Source organism: Stenotrophomonas sp. 22692 (genome assembly GCF_052045015.1).
Lineage (GTDB): Bacteria > Pseudomonadota > Gammaproteobacteria > Xanthomonadales > Xanthomonadaceae > Stenotrophomonas > Stenotrophomonas geniculata.
In genome coordinates, this window is sequence record NZ_JBQEMR010000017.1 from 33,942 (window position 1) to 58,132 (window position 24,191).

Here is a 24,191-nt window from a genome sequence, read left to right on the forward strand (position 1 = left end):
GTTTTTGTTTTTGCTCTCCAATGGAACTACATGAACTACGTAAGCAACACCGCACGTCGCAACACGCTCGCCGTCGCCCTGATTTCCGCTCTGATGGCCGCCGCCCCGGCAATGGCCCAGGACAAGGCGACCAACCTGGACAAGATCACCGTCACCGGTTCGCTGATCCCGCAGACCCAGGTTGAAACCCAGACCCCGGTGATGTCCATCACCGCCGAAGACATCCAGACCCGCGGCTTCAGCAGTGTTGCTGAAGTGCTGCAGCAGTCGTCGCTGACCACTGGCGGCCTGCAGGGCGGCCAGACCTCGGGTTCGTTCACCCAGGGCGCCGAAGCCGCCGGCATGTTCGGCCTGAATCCGGGCTACACCAAGTACCTGATCAACGGCCGCCCGATGCTCTCGTATCCGGCGCTGTACAACGGCAGCGAAACCTTCAACAACATCAGCGGCATTCCGATCGACATCGTCGAGCGGATCGAAGTGCTGCCGGGCGGCCAGTCCTCGCTGTACGGCTCGGACGCGATCGCCGGTGTGGTCAACATCATCCTGAAGGAGCGCATGGACGGCGGCACCATGACCCTCCGTGGCGGCACCTACACCGAAGGCGGCGGCAGCAACATCCGCTTCAGCGCTGCCAAGGGCATCAACGCCTTCGACGACCGCTTCCATGCGCTGTTCAACGTGCAGATCGAGAACGGCAGCCCGATCTGGGGCTACCAGCGCGACATCACCCGCCAGAACAACCCGGTCGGCTACACCGCCCAGGTTCCGTCGAACGACTTCGCCGTCATCACCAACGCTGACAACAAGCTGCTGATGATGGACCCGAGCCGTTGCGCCAACGTCGCTGGGCTGTATGACGGCACCACCGTGGTCGGCCAGCGCGCGTCGGGCGAGTCCTGCGGTTCGGTGTACAGCGCCGGCTACAAGACCCTGAAGAACGGCAAGAACAGCGGCCAGTTCTACTCGTCGATGACCTTCGACGTGAACGACAACTTCCAGCTGTTCGCCGACGTGCTGTACAGCAAGGAAAAGACCGAGTTCACCTCCGGCTCGAGCGCCCTGTGGTGGGGCACCAAGTCGGTCATGGGCGGCTTCTACGACCAGGGCCTGGGCAAGGTCGTGAACCTGCAGCGCGCCTTCGCGCCGGAAGAAATCGGCCCGGGCCACTACAACAACATCATGAACTCCGACGAAAGCCGTGCCTACCAGGTCACCCTGGGCGGCAAGGGCATGGTCGGCGACTGGGACTACAGCGCCAGCTTCACCCGTGGCGAGTACCGCCTGGACCAGAACCGCTTCGTGCGCTGGAAGGACAAGATCGAAGACTTCTTCGGCCAGACCGTGCTGGGCCCGCGCCTGGGCACCTCGGCTGGCGGCTTCGGCATCTACAACCCGGACTATGCGGCCTTCTACTCGCCGATCACCCCGGACCAGTTCGCCAGCTTCACCGGCTACGGTACCCACCGCAGCAAGACCTGGCAGAACCTGGGTCGCGTGCAGGTGACCAACGGCTCGCTGTTCAGCCTGCCGGGCGGTGATGCCGGCCTGGCCGTCGTGCTGGAAGGTGGCAGCGAAGGTTGGGATTACTCGCCGGACCAGGCGTTCGTTGATGGCAATGTGTGGGGCACCACCGCCGTCGCCGGCGCCGGCCACCGCAGCAACTACGCGGTCACCAGCGAACTGCGCATGCCGCTGCACGACACCCTGACCGTCAGCGCCTCGGGCCGCTATGACGCCTTCAAGATCGCCGACAAGACCGTCGACAAGGCCACCTACAGCATCGGCCTGGAATTCCGTCCGATCGAGAGCCTGCTGCTGCGCGGCAAGTACGGTACCGCCTTCCGCGCACCGACCCTGTCCGATGCCTTCCAGGGCATGAGCGGTTCGTACTCGTCCGGCCAGAACGACTACTACCGCTGCAGCCAGATGGGTTACGGCCTGCGTGATGAGGCCTGCTCGTTCTACAAGAACACCTCGGTGTACAGCGAAAAGTCCGGCAACCCGGACCTGAAGCCGATCACCGCCGATGTCTGGAGCGCAGGTGTGGTGTGGGCCCCGGTCAGCAACTTCTCGCTGTCGGCCGACTACTACAACTGGAAGATCAAGAACGAGGTCAAGACCCTGAGCTCGGACCAGCTGCTGCTGGCCGAGTACCAGTGCCACAACGGCCTGCCGAACAACACCTCGGCCAGCTGCGGTGACGTGACCAACTGGATATCCCGCGACGCCGGTGGCAACCTGACCCGCGTATACACGCCGAAGCTCAACGTTGCCAGCCAGAACCTGGAAGCGGTGACCGTGGCGGCCAAGTACCAGCAGGATATCGGCCGCTTCGGCTCGCTGATGTTCTCCGGCAACTACACCAACATGCTGAAGCGTGAAGTGCAGCCGATGCCGGGCGCCGCCAAGCTCGACCTGCTGAGCGACCCGTACAACATGTGGTACTACGACAACTTCGCCAAGGTCCGCGGCGATCTGTCGGTGGCCTGGAACATCGCCAAGTTCACCACCACTGTGTACGCCAACTACGTCGGCAGCACCCCGAACTACCTGGCCTACACCGGCCGCAGCTACGGCTACGTCCACTCCTCCGGCGCCAAGGCCGGCAAGTGGGGTTCGTACACCACGTACAACCTGAGCATGAACTACCAGGCACAGGAAGATCTGGTCCTGTCGCTGATGGTCAACAACGTGTTCAACAAGCTGCCGGAAGGCCAGCGCTACAACTACCCGGGCAACGAATCGACCCCGTTCAACGACGGCTTCTACAGCGTCTACGGCCGCCAGATCTCGGCCCAGGTCAAGTACAACTTCTGATCCCGTCGTTTTCCGGACTCCGTGTCTGGACCAGGCCCCGCTTCGGCGGGGCCTTTTTTTTTGGTTCCAGGAAGCCTTCGGTAAAGCACTGATGCAGAAGCAGCAAATGCACTACGACAGATTGACCTTCATATCGCCATCTTTTGAAACACACCAAAACAATTGGCGTTAACCATTGATCTGCCGACATTTTTCAGGCCAAACCCCGATTGACGAAATGACGATCGTGTGCACTCTGCGTTAAGTGCGTGTTACGGTCCGGCTGAATGGAATGCAACTGAACAGATCGTTAAACCGACATGGAAGCCGGTCGCCAAGACATCTCACTACGGGGATTTTCCATGTCTCGCCATCGTTCCACACTCTCGCGCCACCCACTGACCCTCGCCCTCCTCGGCACGCTGCTCGCCTCCGGCACGGCCCTGGCGCAAAGCAACAATGCGCCGACCCAGCTTGACCGCGTGACGGTCACCGGTTCGCTGATTCCGCAGACCGAGATCGAGAACCACACGCCGGTCCTGACCGTGACCGCCGAGGACATCCAGACCCGCGGCTTCACCAGCGTTGCCGATGTCCTGCAGCAGTCCTCGCTGTCCACGGGTGGCCTGCAGGGCGGCCAGACCTCGGCCTCGTTCACCCAGGGCGCCGAAGCCGCCGGCATGTTCGGCCTCAGCCCGGGTTACACCAAGTACCTCATCAACGGCCGCCCGATGCTTTCGTATCCGGCGCTGTACAACGGCGGCGATACGTTCAACAACATCAGCGGCATTCCGATCGACATCGTCGAGCGCATCGAGATCCTGCCGGGCGGCCAGTCCTCACTGTATGGCTCCGATGCGATCGCTGGCGTGGTCAACATCATCCTCAAGGAACGCATGGATGGTGGCGTCCTCAACGTACGTGGTGGCGCCTACAGTGAAGGCGGCGGCAACAGCTTCCGCCTCAGCGGCGCCCGCGGCTTCAATGGCGTGGATGATCGCTTCCACGCGCTGGTCAACGTGCAGTATGAGAAGACCAGCCCGATCTGGGGTTACCAGCGCGACCTGACCAAGGTCAACAATCCCGACGGCTACAGCCCGCAGTACGTCTCCAACGATTTCCTGGTGCTGTTGCCGGCCAACAACAACCGTTACGCGATGATGGACCCGAACCTGTGCGCCAATGTGGCCGGGCAGTTCGATGGCACCACGGTGCTCGGCACCCGGCCCACCGGCCAGGCATGTGGCTCCACCTATGGCACCGGCTACAAGACCATCAAGAACGGCAAGGAAAGCGCGCAGATCTAAAGTTCTGCCACCTTCGACGTGAATGACAACTTCCAGTTGTTCGGCGATGCGCTGTACAGCCTGGAAGAGGTCAAGTACGCGACGGGTTCCGGCTACACCTGGTGGGGCACCTCGTCCGGCTGGGGCCGCTTCTATGACCAGGCCAGCGGCCAGTACATGAACCTGCAGCGGGTGTTCGCCCCGGAAGACATCGGTGGCGCCGGCTACCGCGACATCATGAACACCGACCGCAACAAGGCCTACCAGGTAACGCTGGGCGGCCGCGGCACGGCCGGCAACTGGGACTACAGCCTCAGCTTCACCCGCGGCGAGTACAAGCTGACCGAGCGCAACTTCGTGCGCTGGAATGACCCGATCAACGATTACTTCGAACAGCGCGTGCTCGGCCCGGTGCTGGGCACCACCAGCACCGGTTACGACATCTACAGCCCGAACTGGGAAGCCTTCTACGCGCCGCTGCCTGCCGGAGACTTCCAGACCTTCACCGGTTACAGCTACAGCCAGAGCCGTACCTGGCAGAACCTGGCCCGTGCACAGGTCACCAACGGCTCACTGTTCAAGCTGCCGGGCGGCGACGCCGGCCTGGCCGTGGTCGTTGAAGGTGGCAGTGAAGGCTGGGACTACAGCCCCGATCCGGGCCTGATGGATGGCAGCGTCTGGGGCACCACGGCGGTCTCCGGTGCCGGCCACCGCAGCAACTATGCGGTGACCGGTGAGCTGCGTCTGCCGCTGCATGACACGCTGACAGTCACCGGCTCCGGCCGCTACGACGCCTTCAAGATCGGCAGCAACACCGTCGACAAGTCCACCTACAGCATCGGCATCGAGTTCCGCCCGATCGAGAGCCTGCTGTTCCGCGGCAAGTACGGCACTGCCTTCCGCGCGCCGACCCTGTCCGACGCATTCCAGGGCCGCAGCGGCTACTATGCCAACGGCTCCACCGACTACTACCGTTGCGGTCAGCTGGGCTACGACCCGGCCAACACCACCGGTTGCCCGTATGACAGCGTCTCGGTGTTCGGCACCCGCGCCGGCAATCCGGACCTGGAACCGATCACCGCCGACGTCTGGAACGCAGGTGTTGTGTGGGCACCGATCAACAACCTGTCGCTGTCGGTGGACTACTACAACTGGAAGATCAAGAACGAGGTCGATACGCTCAGCTCCGACCAGCTGCTGCTGGCCGAGTACTACTGCCGTGGCGGCCAGGCCAACAACACCTCGGCCAGCTGCCAGAACGTCGACGACTGGATCACCCGCGATGCGTCCGGCGTGCTGGACGAGATCTACACCCCGAAGATGAACGTCGCCCGCCAGAACCTGGAAGCGCTGACCGCCAGCTTCAAGTACGTGCACGACATGGGCCGCTTCGGTTCGTTGCAGTTCTCGGGCAACTACACCGACATGCTCAAGCGCGAACTGCAGCCGCAGCCGGGCGATGAGTTCCTGGACCTGCTGCGTGACCCGTACGCGATGTGGGTATATGACTCCTACGCCAAGGTGCGCGCCGATGGTTCGGTCGGCTGGGCCAAGGACAAGTGGACCACCACCCTGTATGCCAACTACATCGGCAAGACGCCGAACTACATGGCCTACGTGGGCAATGGCTACGACTACGTCCACAGCTCCGGCTACAAGGCAGGCAAGTGGGGGTCCTACACCACCTACAACCTGAGCGTGAACTATCGCGCGCTGGACAACCTGACCCTGTCGCTGATGGTCAACAACGTGTTCAACAAGATGCCGGACAACCAGCGCTTCAGCTTCGCCGGGACCAGCGGCCAGCCGTACAACAATTACCTGTACAACGCCTACGGGCGTGCCATCTACGTCCAGGCCAAGTACGAGTTCGGCGGCAACTGATCTCCGCCCTCGCCACACCGAAGACCCCGCCCCGGCGGGGTCTTTCTTTGGGCTTACTCCCCCCGGCAGGACAAATCCACAGGGCTTTCACGCCAAGTTGACTAACCCCACGCCTTCGTTCATCTTCAGGTCATGTTGATGTGCCCGCCACAAGGACCCTGCCGACCATGGAACTGCGCTTGACCCCCGCCCGCCTTGGCGCCGCCGCTCTGGCGGCGCTGTGCATTGCCCCTGCCCTCGCAAGCCCTCTGCCAGCCGAGGATTTAGCCAAGATCCCAACCATCCAGTCGGTCACCATGAGCGCCGACGGCAAGCAGTTGGTGGCCATCGTCGCCGCGCCTGGTAGCAACAACAGTGATACCGCTCTGGCCAACTGGAACCTGGACAACCTCGGCGCCGGTCCAGTCGCCATCACGCCATCCGGTGACCGGATGAAGTTCATCGCGGCAAGCGCACTGAAGGCGGGACGCAACCTCGTCATCGGACGCCAGGAATGGACAGGAAAACTCGGCGGCTGCGGTGAAGGCAACAGTACGGGAGCCACCAAGACCTTCCTGACCAAGGCCTACCTCACCGACGCCACCCAGACCAAGTTCGACGAGGCTTTCGCCAACAACACCCGCACGCTCGGGGTCAGCCCCGAGACCCTTCGCTGCCTCGAACTTGCGGGTACCGCCTCGCTGGTCCATGGACTGCCGCTGGATGCAGACAGGGTCATCATCAGTCAGCTCAACGAAGCCACGCTGCAGGCCAACTACTACCGCTTCAACCTGCGCACCGGCCAGACCGAACTGCTGTTCAAGGGCAGCTCGCGCACATCACCTGGCCTGTTCCACCCCCGGACAGGTGAAGTCCTGACGCAGACCCAGGTCGAATCCGCCGGCTCCGACGATTTCGAACAGCGCATTCTGATCAAGAACAGCGCCGGCCAGTTCGAAGTGCACGCCCCCCTGACCACCCGACTGAGCGAACGCTATACGGTGGAAATCGTCGGCATAGACGATGACAGCGGCAAGCTGTACGTGCTGACCGACCAGTTCTCTGACCTGGTGCAGGCGCGACTATACGATCCCGCCAAGAAGGAGTTCGACAAGGAGCCCTTGGCCGCCCATCCATCCTTCTCGATCAGTTCACTGATCCTGGGCACGCGCAAGAGCAACTTCAACCAGGTCCTCGGCTTCTATATAGACGGCCCCCAGCGGCAGGCCGTGTACGTGGATCCGCAGATGAAAGCCCTGCAGGAGGGCCTGCAGAAAGCCTATCCCGGCCTGAGCGTCTACATCACCGGTTACAACGACGACCTTTCGCGCGTCCTGTTCACCACGGAGAGCAACCGCAACCCGAAGAGCTACTTCATCCTGGCCGATCGCAAGGATGTCGTGCCGCTCGGCAATGAGCGGCCCTGGGTGGACAGCAAGCAGATTGGCGAACAACGCTGGGTGACCTACACCGCACGCGATGGCCTGCAGATTCCGGCGATTCTGGACCTCCCGCCGGGCTGGAAGCAGGGCGACGGCCCGCTGCCGGCACTCGTGCATCCGCACGGCGGGCCGTGGGCGCGCGACTACACCGGCTGGGATGCATCAGGCTGGGTACCGTTCTTCACTTCGCGAGGCTATGCCGTGTTGCGCCCGCAGTACCGCGGCAGCTCTGGCCTTGGCCGCAAGCTCTGGCTGGCAGGTGACGCCGAGTGGGGCCAGAAGATGCAGGACGACAAGGACGACGGCGCTGCCTGGCTGGTCTCGCAAGGCATCGCCGCCAAGGACCGCATCGCGATCTTCGGCTATTCCTATGGCGGTTTCGCGGCTGCCGCTGCAACGGTCCGGAGCCCATCGCCCTATCAGTGCGCCATCGCTGGTGCCCCGGTCACCGATCTTGGCCGGCTGGGCACCTCCTGGAGCCAGAACCGCCTGCAACGCATCCTGCAGGGGCGCACGGTGAAGGGCATGGACCCGATGCAGAACACCGCGAAGGCCACGATTCCTCTGCTGACGTTTGTCGGCGACCGTGACGTACGCACGCCGTCCTTCCATGCAAGGAACTTCTACAACGGCGTACAGGGCAAGGTGCCGGCCCGGTTCGAGCTGATCCCCGACATGCCGCACAGCATGCCCTGGTACCCCGTGCACTTCCGGACGACATTGACGCTCATGGCCGACTACCTGAGCAAGGATTGCGGCCCCGGCGGCCTCTGATCTCTCCCCCGCATCCAGCATCTCCCTCCAAGCCCCTGCCCGCGCGGCAGGGGCTTTTTCATGCGTGAACCCCTGAATTTCCCCTTACTAACAACAAGTTAAGGATCCCTATCATTCATGTTGCATTTACTTTACGCGACACATACACTCCATTAACCGAAGCATAACAAGTGGGGATCAAAACGAAATGCGCACCGCCAACCGCCAAACCAAGCCAAGCCGCGTCCCGTTGACTCTTGCTGTGCTGGCCTGCCTGCAGGTCGCACCGGCTCTGGCCCAGGAATCCACCCAGCAGGAAGCAAAGGCGTCAAGCACCTCCTCGTCATCCCAGCGCGCGACGGATCTTGACAAGATTACTGTCACCGGCTCCCTGATCCGCCGCGCGGACTACGAGACCACCTCGCCGGTGTTCACCATCAACGCCGAAACCAATGCCAAGCAGGGCCAGGTCAACGTGGCCGAGTTCCTGCAGAAGTCGGCCATCGGTTCGGCCGAAACCCAGATCACCCACCAGTTCGGCGGCTTCGTCGTGGACGGCGGTACCGGTGTGCAGACGGTTTCGCTGCGTGGCCTGGGCGCCAACCGCACCCTGGTGCTGCTCGATGGCCAGCGCCCCGGCCCGGCCGGTACCCGTGGTGCTGTCGGCGCCTTCGACCTGAACGTCATTCCCACCGCCATCCTGCAGCGTGCCGAGATCGTGAAGGACGGTTCGTCCTCCATCTATGGTTCCGACGCCGTGGCCGGTGTGGTCAACCTGATCACCAAGAAGAACATCGAGCGCCCGGAGCTGACCGTCACCGGTCGCGTGCCGACCGAAGGCGGCGGCGAAGTGTTCGCTGCCTCGCTGGCCAACGGCTGGAACTTCGAGAAAGGCAGCATCGTGGCTGCGGCAGAGTGGTACAAGCACTACGAACTGAACCGCAACGACCGTGACTACCTGAACTGCAGCAATGATCTGGTCAAGGATGCCGATGGCAACCGCATCGACCGTCAGGATCGCTCGATCACTGCCGGCACCAACCTGGCAAACTGCAACAACCTGCTGCATAACGTCGTCGACGTAGGTGCCATCCGTTATGTTCCTTCACCGGAAGGCAACACCATCGGCCCACTGCCCGGCTATCGCCCGCGTACCACCCGTACCTACGCAGGCGGCGGCCAGGCCTACTATGATGAGCCGCTGAACTTCGCACGCTTTGGTGAAGAGCAGATCATCAACCAGCAGGAGCGCAAGAGCGTCTTCGTAGCCACCGATTTCGCCTTCGACTCCGTCAACTGGAAGACCCAGTGGCTGTTCAACCGTCGCGAGACCGAATCCTTCCGCTGGCGCCAGTTCTTCCCGCGGATCCAAGCACCGGCAGGTTCAGGCTTCACCGGCGTCATCCGTCCGATCATGCCGTTCAAGTCACAGCAGGACGTCACGGTCGACTACTTCTACGGCGCCACCAAGCTCGATGGTCTGTTCAAGGGCACTGACACTTGGGCATGGGAAGTCAATGCCAACTTCAGCCACTCCAAGGGCAAATACGGCAACTTTGGCATCCAGGCCTCCAAGACCGGCGACGTTGACTACACTGACAACGCGCCGACACTGAACTACCTCGATCCGGGCTACCTGAGCGGGGCCAAAGTCGATGAACTCAGTAATCTGCTGGGACAGTGGGATTGGGGTAAGACGATCTACAAGCAGGCCACGATCAATGCCGTCGTCAGCGGCGACCTGTTCGAGCTGCCGGCAGGTGCTGTGGGCGTAGCCGCGGGCTTGGAGTACCGCTACTACTCGATCGATGATCAGCCGGGTGAACTGTCAAAGGCACAGGACCTTTGGGGCTCGAGCTCGGCCAATGTCACCAAGGGCGACGATAGGGTCAAGGAAGCATTTGTTGAATTCGATGTCCCGCTGCTGAAGGGCCTGCCGGCGATCGAGTCGCTGAGCCTGAACGCGTCCGGCCGCGCATTCCAGTACGACTCGGTGGATGGCACCGACGAGGTCTGGAAGGTGGGCCTCAACTGGCAGGTCATTCCGTCGCTGCGGCTGCGCGGCTCGATCGGCACCTCCTACCGTGCTCCGGGCCTGTATGAGCTCTATCTGGGCAACCAGACCGGTTTCCTGGGACAGACCGGCATCGACCCCTGCATCCGCTGGGGTGAGAGCTCCAACACCAACTACCAGCGCAACTGTGCCGCGGCAGGCATTCCTGCCGACTACGCAGGCGCCGGCAGCAGTGCAACTGTGTATTCGGGCGGCGGTGCAGGCCAGCTGATTCCGGAAACCTCCCGTGCCAAGACCGCAGGTATCGTTTTCACCCCCACTTTTGCCAATCTGAGTGTGGCAATCGATTACTTCGATTATCAGGTGAAGAACGAGATCGGCCAGATCACCACGGCTGACATCGTCAAGGGTTGCTATGGCGCTGCGGTGTATCCGAACGCCTTCTGCGGCCTGCTGGTCCGCAACCCCGGTACCGGCGACGAGGCTTGGAACATCACTGATGTGTACAACCAGTACGTCAACATCAACAAGCAGCGCACTCGCGGCTACGACCTGACTGCGAACTTCGACCACGACTTCTCGTTCGGCAAGTTCTCTGCCGAAACCCAGGTCACTTACACCATCGAGGATACCCAGCAGGTCTTCTCCAGCGCTGAAGAAAGTGGCCTTTCGTCCAATGAGCTTCTCGGTGACATCGGGCGTCCGAAGGTTGTGGGCAACCTGGCACTCAGCCTGACCCGTGGAGACTGGACCTTCAACTGGCTGACCACCTACATCCACAAGACCAAGGACATCGACCTGGATCCGGTCTTCATCTACCAGGGCCGTGCGAACTCCTACCGTGACATCGTGGTCGATTCGCGTACTTACCACACCGCATCGGTCAGCTACTCGCAGGCCGACTGGGAAATCCTGGTGGGTGTCAGCAACATCTTCAACAAGACCCCGCCGCTGATCTCCACCGGCGTCAGCGATGCCCGCTACGGCAACATTGCGGCATTCGCGACCCAGTACGACCTGTACGGCCGCACCCCGTTCGTGCGTCTGAAGTACAAGTTCTGATCCACGCCTGATCGCAGTACCCCGACAGACCCGGCTTTTGCCGGGTCTGTCTTTTCCGGGCCACGAAACGGCCCCCTTGCGCCCGGCCATGACCTTCGACACCCTTGCAGGGCAGGCCGGCGGCGTATTGTTCGGCCCACGGCCGTCCCCGCGGCCCTTCCCTGACTCACTCGGCCTGGAGGCCATCAAAGTGACCCGTACTCCCAAGATCGTGCTGCTGACCCTGGCCGTTTCGGCCGCGCTGGTCGGCTGCGGCAAGAACGAAACCCCGGCCAAGGACGCCACCGCCTCCACGCCGGCTGCGGCCGAAGCCACCCAGTACACCCTGGACGAGAGCAAGCTGCCGGCCTACAACGCCTTCCAGCCCAGCGATCTGGATACCAGCAAGGACGCCTGCGGCGCCTTCGGCGACTACGTCAACAGCAAGTGGCTGGCCGCCAATGAAATTCCGGGCGACCGCACCAGCTGGGGCGCGTTCACCATCCTCGACGAGCGTTCGGTGGCCGTGCAGCACCAGCTGGCTGAACAGGTCGCGCAGGTCAAGAACCCGAACCACATCGAGAAGATCGTCGGCGACCTGTGGGCCACCGGCATGGACGAGGCCAAGATCAATGCCCAGGGCATCGAGCCGCTGAAGGCCGACCTGACGGCGATCGACGGCCTGCAGGACAAGGCGGCCATCGCCGACTACCTGCGCAGCAGCGCGGCCAAGGGTGACAACGTCCTGTTTGGCTTCGGCGCCGAAGCCGACTTCAAGAACTCGGCCGTCAACCTGGCCTACGCCAGCCAGGGCGGCCTCGGCCTGCCGGACAGCACCTACTACACCGATGCCAAGAACGCCGACAAGCTGAAGGCCTACCAGGCGCACGTCGCCAAGGTGCTGGAGCTGTCCGGCGTCGCCGCTGCCGACGCTGCCAAGCAGGCCGAGGACGTGGTCAAGTTCGAGACCCGCCTGGCCAAGGCCTCCAAGTCGCGCGTCGAGCTGTCACGCAACGTCGAGCTGTACTACAACCCGGTCACCCTGGCCGACGCCGACAAGCTGACCCCGAACTTCAGCTGGACCGAGTTCTTCAAGTCGCAGGGCGTGGCCGCACCGGAGAAGTTCTCGCTGGCGATGCCGGCCTTCCATGAGGAAGTGAGCAAGGCACTGGGCGACACAGATCCGTCGGTGTGGCGTGCCTACCTGCGCTTCCACACCGTGGACAGCGCCTCGCCGTATCTGGCCGACGCCTTCGTGCAGGAGAACTACGAGTTCTACGGCAAGACCCTCAACGGCCAGAAGGAACAGAAGCCGCGCTGGAAGCGCGTGCTGGGCACCATCGAGAACGATGCCGGCGAAGCCTTCGGCCAGCTGTACGTGAAGGTTGCCTTCTCGCCGGAAGCCAAGGCGAAGATGGAAGAGCTGGTGAAGAACCTGGCCGCCTCGCTGAAGGAACGCATCCAGGGCCTGAGCTGGATGAGCGATGAAACCAAGGCCAAGGCCATCGCCAAGTGGGAAACCTTCACCCCGAAGATCGGTTACCCGGACAAGTGGCGTGACTGGGCGGGCCTGCAGACCCAGCGCGACAGCTACCTGGGCAATGTGCGCGCTGCCAGCGAGTTCAACTACAAGTTCAACCTGTCCAAGATCGGCAAGCCGGTGGACAAGACCGAGTGGGGCATGACCCCGCAGACGGTCAACGCCTACTACAACCCGCTGCAGAACGAGATCGTGTTCCCGGCCGCCATCCTGCAGCCGCCGTTCTTTGACCCGAAGGCCGATGACGCGCTGAACTACGGCGGCATCGGTGCGGTGATCGGCCACGAGATGACCCACGGTTACGACGACCAGGGCGCACGCTTCGGGCCGACCGGCAACATGGAAGACTGGTGGACCGCCGCTGACAAGAAGAACTTCGAAGGCCTGACCGGCAAGCTGGTCAAGCAGTTCGACCAGTACAAGGTCGACGGCCAGGCCGTGAACGGCCACCTGACCCTGGGCGAGAACATCGCCGACCTGGGTGGCCTGGCTACCGCCTACGACGCGCTGCAGAAAGCCTCCGCCGGCAAGGAAGATGCAAAGGTCGATGGCTTCACCCGTGACCAGCGCTTCTTCTTCAACTGGGCTACCGTGTGGCGCACCAAGTACACCCCGGAAAACGCCAAGGTCCGCCTCGCGACCGACCCGCACGCGCCGGCGCAGTTCCGCGCCATGGGTGCGCCGTCGAACCTGCCGACCTTCGCCGCCGCATTCCAGTGCAAGGCCGGTTCGCCGATGGCCCGCACTGGTGAGCAGCAGGTGGTGATCTGGTAAGCCACGGCTGACGCCAAGGCAGACCTGCAGAGGCCCGGGAATTCCCGGGCCTTTGTTTTTCTGGGGTGTCTTTCATCCACGCATGGCGTGGATCTACTGATCCCGGCGCTCCCCGGTAGCTGCCGACCTTGGTCGGCGAATGCACCGCGACGCGTGCATGCCGCGTCGATGCCCGGCTTGCTATAGTGCGCGCGCCCTCAATCCATCACGGATTCGTTCCACATGCCCAACTTCCGTCCGCTTGCCATCGCCCTGGGCATCAGCCTGGCGACCCTGGTCCCGACCCACGACGCGTTCGCTGCCAAGAAAAAGGCCGCGCGTGCCCCGGCTGTCAGTGCCCAGTGCAGCGACTTCTATGACGCCACCAATGCAGGCTGGCTGAAGGCCAACCCGGTGCCGCAGACCGGCGCCACCACCGCGCTGGGCCAGCTTGTCGACCGCAGCCGCCAGCAGCAGCGTGAACTGCTCGACGCCGCGATGAAGGCGCCGCAGGGCAACGTGCAGAAACTGCTGGGTGACTTCTGGGCCAGCGGCCTGGACGAAGCCGCCGTGGAAGCAGACGGCTCCAACCCGATCGCCCCGCTGCTGACCCGCATCAATGCCATCAAGAAGGCCAAGGATGTGCCGGCCTCGATCGCCGCACTGCACCAGGTCGGCATCCCGGTGGCATTCAACTTCGGCCCGGACGTGGACCTGAAGGCGCTGGACCGCCACATCGGCTACTTCATGCAGGGCGGCATGGGCCTGCCGGACCCGGCGTTCTATACCCGCAGCGACGCCGACACCGTGGCGCTGATGGGCCGCTACCGCAACTACGTCAAGCAGATCCTGGCGCTGACCGGCACCCCGGCTGCCAAGCTGGATGCCGAGTCGCAGGCGGTGATCGCGCTGGAAACCGAGCTGGCACGCAATGCGCAGTCGCTGGCAGGCATCAACAACCCGTTCAACAACTACGCGCCGATCTCCACCAAGGAGCTCAACAGCCGCTACCGCAACCTGCAGCTGGATGCCTTCCTGAAGGCACAGGGCGTGGATGACGACCTGGTCTCGCTGGCCGACCCGGGCCTGTTCAAGCAGCTCGACGGCATGGTCACCAAGCTCAAGCCGGACCAGTGGAAGGCCTACCTGCGCTGGCGCGTGGGCGACTCGATGGCACCGTACCTGTCCAAGGCCTATCGCGACGCCGAGTTCGAATTCCGCGGCCGCGTGCTGCGTGGCGAAACCCTGCCGCCGCAGCGCTGGGAAGATGTGCTGGAGGCGATCAACGTGGCCGCCGGCCCGATGGTCGGTCGCGAGTACGCTGCCCGTTACCTGTCCGCCGAAGATCGCCGCCAGGCGGCGTGGATCGTCGACAAGGTGCGCGAAGTGCAGATCGAGGCGGTCAAGAACAGCAGCTGGATGAGCGCCGAAGCCAAGACCGAAGCGCAGGCCAAGCTGGCCGCGCTGAAGATCGAGATCGGCACCCCGCTGCGCGACCTCGACTACAGCGTGCAGCCGATGGGCCGCGGCTCGTTCGGCGGCAACATGCTGATTGCTTCGACCTGGCGCCATCGCGAAGAAATGAAGCGCATCGGCAAGGGCAACGCCGACCGTCGCTGGGACGTGCTGCCGCAGCAGCCGTCGCTGGCCTACGACCTGGCGCAGAACCGCCTGATCGTCACCGCCGCGATCCTGCAGGGCCCGGTGTTCAACGCCAAGGCCGATGCTGCCGACAAGTTCGGCAGCTTCGGTGGCCTGGTCGGCCATGAGCTGACCCGCGCGATCGATGCCAAGGGCGCGCTGGTCGACGCCAAGGGCGAGCTGCGCAGCTGGTGGACCCCGGCCGACAAGACCGCTTGGACCCTGCTCGGCAGCCGCGTGGCCGCGCAGTACAGCGCCTACGACTTCCCGGGCGTGAAGGGTGCCAAGGTCAACGGCACGCTCACCCAGGAAGAGAACCTGGCCGACATCGCTGGCCTGGAACTGGCCTGGGCGGCGTATGTCGCGCAGGAGCCGAAGGCCAAGCAGGCCCAGCAGCAGGGCTTCTTCCGCGCCTGGTCTGCGCTGTGGGCGCAGCAGCTGGCGCCGAACGAGGCCGTGCGCCGCCTGACCGCCGACATCCGTGCACCGGGCCTGTGGCGCAGCAACGGCACGCTGGCCAACCTGCCGGCCTTCGGTGCTACTTTCAGCTGCAAGGCCGGCCAGCCGATGCAGCGCAGCGAAGCGGAACAGATCAAGGTCTGGCGCTGAACCTGCTGCCACACGGATGATGCAGAGGGCGCCTTCGGGCGCCCTTTTTTGCGGGTGCAGCACGATCCCGGGTTAACACCCGGCATGCTATCGCTGCGGCTTCGTCCATCGCGGAGCCCCGACATGGCACACAAGAACACCATCTGTGTCTGGTATGACAACGGCGCGCTCGAGGCCGCCACCTTCTACGCCAGTATCCTGCCCGACAGCGCAGTAATTGCCGTACATCACGCACCGGGCGACTATCCCGACGGCAAGGAAGGCAACGTTCTGACCGTCGAATTCACCGTCTGCGGCATCCCCTGCGTCGGCCTCAACGGCGGCACCGCGTTCAAGCACAACGAAGCCTTCTCCTTCCAGATCCAGACCGAGGACCAGGCCGAGACCGACCGCCTGTGGAACGCGATCGTGGGCAATGGCGGCCAGGAGAGCCAATGCGGCTGGTGCAAGGACCGCTGGGGCATCTCCTGGCAGATCAGCCCGCGCATGTTGATCGAAGCGGTGACCAGCCAGGACAAGGCACTGGCCAAGCGCGCCTTCAACGCGATGATGCCGATGAAGAAGATCGACATCGCCACCATCGAAGCAGCGATCAAAAAAGGGGACGGAGGGGATTAAGTCGTTTTTCCCCATTGCCGGTGACCCCATGCGAATTGCGACTTGATTCCCTCCGTCCCCTTTTCCCGAGGTGCTGATGTCCTGGGATGCAATCATCATCGGCGGTGGCCACAACGGGTTGGTCTGTGCAGCCTATCTGGCACGCGCCGGCAAGCAGGTGCTGGTGCTCGAACGGCGTGGTGTGCTCGGCGGCGCCGCGGTCACCGAGGAGTTCCATCCCGGCTTCCGCAACTCGGTGGCGTCGTACACGGTGTCATTGCTGCAGCCGAAGGTGATCGACGACCTGCAGCTGCATGCGCATGGGCTGCGCATCGTCGCGCGCCCCGTCAACAACTTCCTGCCATTGCCGGACGGCCGCCACCTGTTGTCGGCGCCCGGCCGCACCCAAGCCGAGGTGGCGAAATTTTCCGAGCGGGATGCACAGCGCCTGCCCGCATATGAAGCGCGACTGGAGATTTTCGCCGACGTGCTGCGTGCGTGGGCCCTGCGTACACCACCGGACCTGGGCGTGGCGGGTGGTTGGCGCGCACTACCCGCACTGTGGCAGATGGGAAAGCTCGGCCGCGAACTGGCGGCGTTGGATGCACCACTGCGGCAGGAGCTGCTGGACCTGTTCACGCTGTCGGCGGCGGAGTACCTGGACCGCTGGTTCGAGAGCGAGCCGATCAAGGCGCTGTTCGGCTTCGATGGCATCGTCGGCAACTACGCCAGTCCGTACACGCCGGGCAGTGCCTACGTGTTGCTGCATCACGTGTTCGGCCAGTGCAATGGCGTGAAAGGTGCGTGGGGCCATGCGATCGGTGGCATGGGCGCGATCAGCCAGGCCATCGCCGCCGCTGCACGCGAGGCCGGTGCGGAACTGCGCGTGGATGCCGGCGTGCAACGGGTACTGACCGAACAGGGCCGCGCCGTGGGGGTGGAACTGGCCAACGGCGAAACCCTGCGTGCACGCGCGGTGGTCGCCAACGTCAATCCGAAGCTGCTGTACGAACAGCTGCTGGAGCCGGCGCAGGTACCGGCTGCCACACGCGAGCGCATGGCGCAGTGGCGCTGTGGCTCGGGCACCTTCCGGATGAACGTGGCGCTGTCGCGGCTGCCGGACTTCCGCGCCCTGCCCGGCCCCGGCCCGCACCTGAGCGCGGGCATCATCCTGGCCCCCAGCCTGGACTACATGGATCGCGCGTGGCTGGATGCGCGGCGCGACGGCTGGTCGCGCGAACCGATCGTGGAGATGCTGATTCCCAGCACACTGGATGACTCACTGGCGCCAGCGGGGCAGCACGTCGCCAGCCTGTTCTGCCAGCACGTGGCGCCGGTGCTGCCCGACGGGCGTCACTGGGATGATCGTCGTGAAGCAGTGGCCGATCTGATGATCGCCACCGTTGAGCGGTATGCACCGGGTTTCGCTGACAGCGTGCTGGGCCGCCAGGTCCTGTCACCGCTGGATCTGGAGCGCACGTTCGGGCTGATCGGGGGCGACATCTTCCACGGTGCGCTCAGTGCCAACCAGTTGTTCTCGGCACGGCCCATGGTTGGCCAGGCCGGCTATCGCGGTGCCCTGCCCGGGTTGTATCTATGCGGGTCGGGTACCCATCCCGGTGGTGGCGTGACCGGCGCGCCAGGTCACAATGCGGCGCAGGTGGTGTTGCAGGATCTCTGAAGGCGTGCCGACCAATGGTCGGCACCTACCGCGTCAAATGATCCTGGCCAAGGTGTGCCAACCAAGGTTGGCACCTACAGCGTCAAATGATCCTTCGGATCATTTGACGCTGCGCAGATGGTTCGGGCGCTTCGGCGGGCCGGGCGGGCGACGCTTGTTGAATGGCGGCTGCCCGCGCCAGTAGCGGATCAGCAGCCAACCGAACAGCATGCCGCCCAGATGCGCGAAGTGGGCCACGCCCGGCTGCCAACCGGTCATGCCCAGCACCAGCTCACCCACACCGAACAGGATCACGAAGGTCCGTGCCTTCATCGGGATCGGCGGGAACAGCAGCATCACCCGCTGGTTCGGGAACAACATGCCGTAGGCCAGCAGCAGGCCGAACACGCCGCCGGAGGCGCCCAGCACCGTGGCCGGATTCTCCAGCAGGGTACCCACCAGCAGCTGGCAGACACCGGCGCCAGCCACGCACACCAGGTAGTACAGCAGGAAGCGCTTTTCGCCCCAGGTCTGCTCCAGCGGCGCGCCGAACATGAAGACCGCCAGCATGTTGAAGAACAGGTGGCCGAAGCTGCCATGCAGGAAGCCATAGGTCAGCAGCTGCCACGGCTGGAAGTTGCCGCCCGGCGAGAACGCATCGAAGCCCTGCTGCAGCGGTTGCAGCATGAACGGCTCGAAGGTCTGCATGCCGAGCAGGAACGGCTGCTGCAGCAGGAACAGGATCGCGTTGGCGATCAGCAGGGCCTTGGTGACGGTAGGCAGTCGCGGGAACATGGGAGCACCGGCATGGAACGGCCTCCATCATAGCCGCAGCACCGTGTGTTGTTGGCGACCGGCAGGCGCAGCCTGTTCAGTCGCCAGCGGTGCTCAGCCCGGGCCCCACACGGCGGCATCCAGCGCCGCGGCCGGATCGGTGGCCGGCATCCGCACCCGGCCGTTCTCCACCACCACACCTTCGGCACGCAGCCGTTGTGACTGCTCGCGCCAACCAGCCGACCCTTCTTCCATGGCAATGCGCCCGTCCGAACGCAGCACGCGATGCCAGGGCAGGTCGGGATCGTCGTTCTGGCCGAGGATGCGCGCGGTCAAGCGCGCACGCCCCGGCAGGCCGGCACGCATCGCCACTTGGCCATAGCCCATCACCTGCCCCGCCGGGATCGCGCGGATCACCGCCAGGATGCGCGCCCGCGCCTGCTCCGGCGTCAGCGCCGCAGGCGGGTCACCAGTAGTACGCCGATCAGCACCAGCACGGTGCCGGCGATCTGTGCCGGCCCCATCGGTTCGTCGAGCAGCCATAGGCTCATCACGATGGTGGAAACAGGGCCCAGCATACCGACCTGCGCGGCCAGCGACGAACCCACGCGCTGCACCGCCAGCATGATCGCCAGCACGGGCAGTACCGTGCACACGGTGGCATTGACCAGCGACAGCCATTGCACCGGCGCCGGTGCCTGCCACAGCAACGGCAGCGGATGGGTCACCGCGAAATGCAGCAGCACCAGCACGCTGGCCACGCAGCTGGCGTAGGCGGTGAGGCGCACCGCACCGATGCGCGCGACCACCTGGCCACTGCCGAACAGGTACAGCGCGTAGCTGAGCGCACTGCCCAGTACCAGCAGGCTGCCGACGATGATCTGCCCGCCCTCGCGCTGAAGATCGTGGCCGAAGGCGAGCAGCACGCCCAGATAGCTCAGCACCAGCGCACCGATCTGCCAGCGGCCCGGGCGCTGCCGTGCCAGCAGCACGTTGATCAGCAGCACCAGGGTCGGGTTCAAGTAAAGAATCAGCCGCTCCAGGGTCACGCTGATGTACTGCAGGCCCTGGAAATCGAGCAGGCTGGACAGGTAGTAGCCGGTGAAGCCCAGCCACAGCACGCGGGCGCGGTCGGCCCAGGACAGCGGCTCTGCCCGGCGCGCAGCCCACAGTGCCATCAGCACGAACAGCGGCAGCGCCATCAGCATGCGCAGGGCGAGCAGCGTGGTGGCATCGACGCCGTGGCGCAGGCCGAGCTTGACGATGATGGCCTTGCCGGAGGCGGCGATGGCGCCGATCGCGGCCAGGCCGATACCCCCCAGCGCGATGCGCGGGGAAGCGGTGGCGATACGGGAAGCGGGGCTGGACATCAGGACGACGGCGGGCCGCATAGGGCGGCCCGGAAACGCATTGGGGGGGGCGCCCAGTATCGCATGGGGGCGCCAGGTGCCCTGTAGAGCCTGCGCTCGGCTGCACCATGTCTGCACGGAATGCAGCCGAGCATAGGCTCGGCTCTACAACCGCCCAGGTCAGCGCATCAGCACCACTTCCTCGGCCGAGGTCGGGTGGATCGCCACGGTGTCGTCGAACTGGGCCTTGGTCGCCCCCATCTTCACCGCCACCGCGAAGCCCTGCAGGATCTCGTCGGCTGCTTCGCCCAGCAGATGGATACCCACCACCCGCTCTTCCGGGCCCACGCAGACCATCTTGAACAGGCTGCGCTGGGTGCCGTTGGCCAGCGCCTGCAGCATCGGGCGGAAACGGCTGTGATACACGCTCACCTGATCGAAACGGGCGCGCGCCTCTTCTTCGCTCATGCCCACCGCGCCCAGCGGTGGATGCGAGAACACCACGCTGGCGACGTTCTCATAGTCCATCTTCGACTGCGGGCGGCCGCCGAACAGGCGATCCATCAGGCGCCGCGATGCAGCCACCGCCACCGGGGTCAGGCCAACCTTGCCTGCGATGTCACCCACCGCATGCACGTTCGGCACGCTGGTGGTCTGCCATTCGTCCACCTCCACCTGCTGGTGCTCACCGATGCCGATGCCCAGCGCTTCCAGGCCCAGGTCGCGACTGTTGCCGCGACGGCCGGTGGCGAAGAACACCGCATCGAATACGCTGTCGAGCGGACCATCATGGCCGAATGCACGCACACGCTCGCCATCGCGCTGCAGTTCGCGCAGGCGATAGCCGAAATGGATGCGCACGCCCTGCTGCTTCAGGTTCTCGGCCAGCTGATCGGTCAGCTCGTAGTCGAAGCGATCCAGCAGCCGCTGGCCGCGCACCAGCAGGCTGACCTTGCTGCCCAGTGCCTGCAGCAGGCCGGCCAGCTCCACCGCAATGTAACCGCCACCGATGATCGCCACCTCGGCCGGTGCCGCGCGCAGATCGAAGAAATCATCGGAGACCAGGCCCAGTTCGGCGCCGGGAATGTCGGGCCGCAGCGGGTGCGCGCCGGTGGCGATCAGGATGTGCTCGGCGCTGTAGCGCACGCCATCGCTGCAGGCCACGGTGTGGGCATCGAGCAGATGACCACGCGCCGGAATGCGCACCACGCCGGTTTCGTCCAGGCGCTTGTGGTAGCTGGTGTGGATGTTGCTGATATAGGCCTGGCGATGGATCACCAGTTCCTTCCACGACAGCGCCGGGCGCGCTTCGACATCGAAGCCCATCGCACTGGCCAGGCCGATGCGCTCGTGCAGGTCGGCCGCCAGCCACATGGCCTTCTTCGGCACGCAGCCGACATTGACGCAGGTTCCGCCCAGTTCGCCAGGCTCCAGCATCGCCACGCGCTTGCCGTGCTGCGCGGCGCGGATCGCGCCAGCCAGGCCGGCGGAACCGCCGCCAAGGACGATCAGGTCGTAATCATAGGGTGCAGTGCTCATCGGAATCGCTCGGGTCGGTAAGGGGCAGGATCGATCGCCGGCGTGCGGCCGCAGACGAGATCGGCGATCAGCTGGCCGGTGCCGGCGCTCATGCTGATGCCGAGCATGCCATGCCCCGCTGCAAGCCAGACGTGAGGATGTGCGGGCGCGCGGCCGATCAACGGCACATCGTCCACGCTCATGGGACGCCAACCGCACCACTGCTCCTGCAGCTGCGCACCACGCGGCGCGCGCAGGTAGTGGTCGGCAGCGTGCTGCAGGGTCTGCAGGCGGGTCGTGCGCAGCTGCGGGTCGGCACCGGCGAATTCCATGGTGCCGCCCAGTCGCAGTGCTTCACGCCAGGCAATCACGAACACGGAATGGTCCTTCAGCACGACTGGGCGCTGCGGCACCTGCGCCGGTCGCGACCAGGTCAGCGAATAGCCCTTGCCGGGCTGGATCGGCACGCGCATATCCAGTTGCCGTGCCCAGCGCGGTGACCACGGCCCGGTCGCCAGCACCAGCTCGCGTGCGTGCAGCGTGCGTTCGCCGACGTGCACGCGCACACCCTGCGCGTCGGTGCTGAAATCCCGCATGTCCGAGTGCTCTTCGATCACCACGCCCTGTGCGCGCAGCACGCGCGCCAGTTCGGCGGTGTAGCGGTCCGGACGCAGCTGCGCATCGCCGGGGAAGTGGATCGCACCGGCAAGGCGATCATGGAACGCTGGATTGTCGCGCGCGTAGTCGGCCCCATCGATGCGCACCGTGGCGATGCCCTGCGCGTTCAGCGCCTCACACTCGGCTGCATGGTGATCGAAATTGCGGGCGTCACCGAACACATAGTCCAGACCGCGCGCCTCGAACTCGCAGTCCAGCGCATGCGTCCGCACCCACTGCGCCAGGCGCAGCCGTGAATCATTCAACAGTGCGCCGCGTGCCCGCGTGGAGTGCAGCCAGTCACGCGCGTTGCAGCGCGCCCCGAACTGCAGCAGCCAGCGCCACAATGCAGGGTCCAGGCGTGTACGGACGTACAGCGGCGCACGCGGATCGAGCATCCAGCGCAGCGCCCGTAACGGCACACCAGGCGCTGCCAGCGGTGGCGCGTGGCTGGGGGTGATGGTGCCGCAGTTGCCATGCGAAGTCGCCGCACCCACGCGTCCCCGCTCGATCATACGGACCTGCCGGCCGTTCGCGCACAGCGCAAGCGCGGTGGCCAGGCCGATGGCACCGGCGCCCACCACGATCACATCCTCGCGCGCGCCCTGCATCGATCAGCCCTGCCCGGCCTCGCGCCGCATCGGCGGCCACTGCCGGTAGGTCATCGCGCGCCACAACCATTCCATCGGGCCAAAGCGGAAGCGGCGCAACCAGACGTGTGAAAGGGCCACCTGCACGGCAAACAACAGCAGTGCGAACAGCAGCTGCACGCTGCGTGGCATCATTTCGAACGCGCCCAGGCCGTAGTGGTAGAACAACCAGGTGCACAGCAGCGACTGGCCCAGGTAGTGGGTCAACGCCATGCGCCCGACCGGTGCCAGCCAGGCCAACCGCGCACGCCAATGCACGATCCACGCCAGGTAGCCCAGGCACATCGGCAGGCCACCGATCGTCACCAGTGCCATTGCGGTTGTCACCGGCAGATTGTAGGCACCCGGTGCCAGGTAGGGTTTCCAGGCAACACCGATCAACGTGACCAGCAGGCCCAACGGCAACGCAATCCAGCGCAGCGTCGCGTACAGGCGCGGGAAGCGCTCCGGCGCCGCCAGCGCGCCACTGCCGGCAAACCAGCTGCCGATCAGGAACATGCCCAGCACCTCCGGGCCGGTGATCAGCAGCGCGCCCATCGACGTGCCGAACTCGCTCAGCCGCTGCGCATTGGCCTGCATCCAGCTGCCGTGCCCGTACACCAGGCGCTGCAGCTCGATGCTCTGCTGCGCGTCGGCGAGCATCTTCTGTACGTCTTCCGTCGAAGCCATCGACACCATCGCGCCCACCAGCAGCATCATCGCTATACCGCCGAGGTACACCGTCACGCCCATCCACGGCAGCCAGCTGCGCGGCGCCTGGCGGCAGGCCAGCAGCGGCAACGAGACCAGCGCGTACATCACCAGGATGTCGCCGGACCAGACCAGCAGCGCGTGGCACAGGCCGATCAGCAACAGGCCAGCGCTGCGGCGCAGGTAGAACGGGGTGAAGTCGCGCCCGGCGGCCTCGGCGCGCTGCGCCATCACCGCGAAGCCGGCGCCGAACAGCAGCGAGAACAGGGTGAAGAACTTGCCCTGCACGAACACGTACACAAAGGCATCGGCCCAGTAGTCGATGCCCTGCCAGTGCACGTCGATGCCAGTGAAAGCCAGGTCCAGCGGTCCGCTGAAGGCCTCGATGTTCATCAGCAGGATGCCCAGCAACGCCGCACCGCGCAGCACGTCCAGTATGGCGATGCGTTCGCCGGAAGCCATCGGCTGCAGGGAAGGAGAAGCGGCGTTCACGGGGCATCCGTCAGGCAGGTCCGCCATTATGCCGTCGGCCCACACGCCATGGATGGCCGCGTC

Annotated in this window: 13 protein-coding genes and 1 pseudogene; 8 read left to right on the forward strand and 6 right to left on the reverse strand. The window is 64.7% G+C overall.

Translation table 11 applies throughout. The features are described 5' to 3' along the window. The first annotated feature begins 30 nt into the window (after positions 1–30). From ACTJJM_RS13485 to ACTJJM_RS13520, 8 genes and pseudogenes are all read left to right on the forward strand, one after another. Positions 31–2,820, forward strand: coding sequence for a TonB-dependent receptor plug domain-containing protein (locus ACTJJM_RS13485; RefSeq protein ID WP_010483016.1), 2,790 nt, complete (start codon positions 31–33; stop codon positions 2,818–2,820). 341 nt (positions 2,821–3,161) lie between these two features. Then, positions 3,162–5,969, forward strand: a pseudogene (locus ACTJJM_RS13490) (TonB-dependent receptor domain-containing protein). 167 nt (positions 5,970–6,136) lie between these two features. Then, positions 6,137–8,164: an alpha/beta hydrolase family protein gene (locus ACTJJM_RS13495; protein WP_440865761.1), complete on the forward strand. Its 2,028-nt coding sequence runs from the start codon at positions 6,137–6,139 to the stop codon at positions 8,162–8,164. A 187-nt stretch (positions 8,165–8,351) separates the two neighbouring features. Then, a complete protein-coding gene (locus ACTJJM_RS13500) occupies positions 8,352–11,219 on the forward strand; it encodes a TonB-dependent receptor domain-containing protein (RefSeq protein WP_049454966.1) in 2,868 nt (955 codons plus the stop codon). 190 nt (positions 11,220–11,409) lie between these two features. Next, on the forward strand, positions 11,410–13,512 hold the full coding sequence (locus ACTJJM_RS13505) for a M13 family metallopeptidase (RefSeq protein ID WP_019338610.1): 2,103 nt from the start codon (positions 11,410–11,412) through the stop codon (positions 13,510–13,512). 222 nt (positions 13,513–13,734) lie between these two features. Further along, the gene (locus ACTJJM_RS13510) at positions 13,735–15,741 is read left to right on the forward strand and encodes a M13 family metallopeptidase (protein ID WP_010483006.1); all 2,007 of its coding nucleotides are present in this window, start codon (positions 13,735–13,737) and stop codon (positions 15,739–15,741) included. A gap of 123 nt (positions 15,742–15,864) precedes the next feature. Continuing rightward, positions 15,865–16,359 (forward strand): VOC family protein, encoded by a 495-nt coding sequence (locus tag ACTJJM_RS13515; RefSeq protein ID WP_010483004.1) that lies wholly within the window; start codon positions 15,865–15,867, stop codon positions 16,357–16,359. Between the two features lie 76 nt (positions 16,360–16,435). Further along, complete coding sequence (locus tag ACTJJM_RS13520; protein WP_049454970.1) at positions 16,436–18,019, forward strand: phytoene desaturase family protein; 1,584 nt, start codon at positions 16,436–16,438, stop codon at positions 18,017–18,019. 99 nt (positions 18,020–18,118) lie between these two features. On the opposite strand, the gene ACTJJM_RS13525 is transcribed toward ACTJJM_RS13520, so the two are convergent. The 6 genes from ACTJJM_RS13525 to ACTJJM_RS13550 all read right to left on the reverse strand — a co-directional run bounded on the left by ACTJJM_RS13525 (position 18,119) and on the right by ACTJJM_RS13550 (position 24,155). Continuing rightward, positions 18,119–18,793, reverse strand: coding sequence for a rhomboid family intramembrane serine protease (locus tag ACTJJM_RS13525; protein WP_005410509.1), 675 nt, complete (start codon positions 18,791–18,793; stop codon positions 18,119–18,121). Positions 18,794–18,886: 93 nt separating this feature from the next. Further along, positions 18,887–19,225: an MGMT family protein gene (locus tag ACTJJM_RS13530; RefSeq protein ID WP_224329410.1), complete on the reverse strand. Its 339-nt coding sequence runs from the start codon at positions 19,223–19,225 to the stop codon at positions 18,887–18,889. Continuing rightward, on the reverse strand, positions 19,222–20,142 hold the full coding sequence (locus tag ACTJJM_RS13535; protein ID WP_029550870.1) for a DMT family transporter: 921 nt from the start codon (positions 20,140–20,142) through the stop codon (positions 19,222–19,224). The genes ACTJJM_RS13530 and ACTJJM_RS13535 overlap by 4 nt, the downstream gene beginning before the upstream one ends. A gap of 159 nt (positions 20,143–20,301) precedes the next feature. Continuing rightward, complete coding sequence (gene gorA, locus ACTJJM_RS13540) at positions 20,302–21,660, reverse strand: glutathione-disulfide reductase (protein ID WP_010482995.1); 1,359 nt, start codon at positions 21,658–21,660, stop codon at positions 20,302–20,304. Further along, entirely contained in the window at positions 21,657–22,907 is a 1,251-nt protein-coding gene (locus tag ACTJJM_RS13545) for an NAD(P)/FAD-dependent oxidoreductase (RefSeq protein WP_224328349.1), read from the reverse strand. The genes gorA and ACTJJM_RS13545 overlap by 4 nt, the downstream gene beginning before the upstream one ends. A gap of 3 nt (positions 22,908–22,910) precedes the next feature. Next, positions 22,911–24,155 carry a DUF418 domain-containing protein gene (locus ACTJJM_RS13550; RefSeq protein WP_224328350.1) on the reverse strand — a complete coding sequence of 415 codons (1,245 nt, stop codon included), beginning with the start codon at positions 24,153–24,155 and terminating at the stop codon, positions 22,911–22,913. Positions 24,156–24,191: the final 36 nt, after the last annotated feature.

What these genes read in the sequence shown, in the direction of transcription:
- ACTJJM_RS13485 (WP_010483016.1), top strand. Translation starts at nt 31, where the DNA reads ATGAACTACGTAAGCAACACCGCACGTCGCAACACGCTCGCCGTCGCC.
- ACTJJM_RS13495 (WP_440865761.1), top strand. Translation starts at nt 6,137, where the DNA reads ATGGAACTGCGCTTGACCCCCGCCCGCCTTGGCGCCGCCGCTCTGGCG.
- ACTJJM_RS13500 (WP_049454966.1), top strand. Translation starts at nt 8,352, where the DNA reads ATGCGCACCGCCAACCGCCAAACCAAGCCAAGCCGCGTCCCGTTGACT.
- ACTJJM_RS13510 (WP_010483006.1), top strand. Translation starts at nt 13,735, where the DNA reads ATGCCCAACTTCCGTCCGCTTGCCATCGCCCTGGGCATCAGCCTGGCG.
- ACTJJM_RS13515 (WP_010483004.1), top strand. Translation starts at nt 15,865, where the DNA reads ATGGCACACAAGAACACCATCTGTGTCTGGTATGACAACGGCGCGCTC.
- ACTJJM_RS13520 (WP_049454970.1), top strand. Translation starts at nt 16,436, where the DNA reads ATGTCCTGGGATGCAATCATCATCGGCGGTGGCCACAACGGGTTGGTC.
- ACTJJM_RS13525 (WP_005410509.1), bottom strand. Translation starts at nt 18,793, where the DNA reads ATGTTCCCGCGACTGCCTACCGTCACCAAGGCCCTGCTGATCGCCAAC.
- ACTJJM_RS13535 (WP_029550870.1), bottom strand. Translation starts at nt 20,142, where the DNA reads ATGTCCAGCCCCGCTTCCCGTATCGCCACCGCTTCCCCGCGCATCGCG.
- gorA (WP_010482995.1), bottom strand. Translation starts at nt 21,660, where the DNA reads ATGAGCACTGCACCCTATGATTACGACCTGATCGTCCTTGGCGGCGGT.
- ACTJJM_RS13545 (WP_224328349.1), bottom strand. Translation starts at nt 22,907, where the DNA reads ATGCAGGGCGCGCGCGAGGATGTGATCGTGGTGGGCGCCGGTGCCATC.
- ACTJJM_RS13550 (WP_224328350.1), bottom strand. Translation starts at nt 24,155, where the DNA reads ATGGCGGACCTGCCTGACGGATGCCCCGTGAACGCCGCTTCTCCTTCC.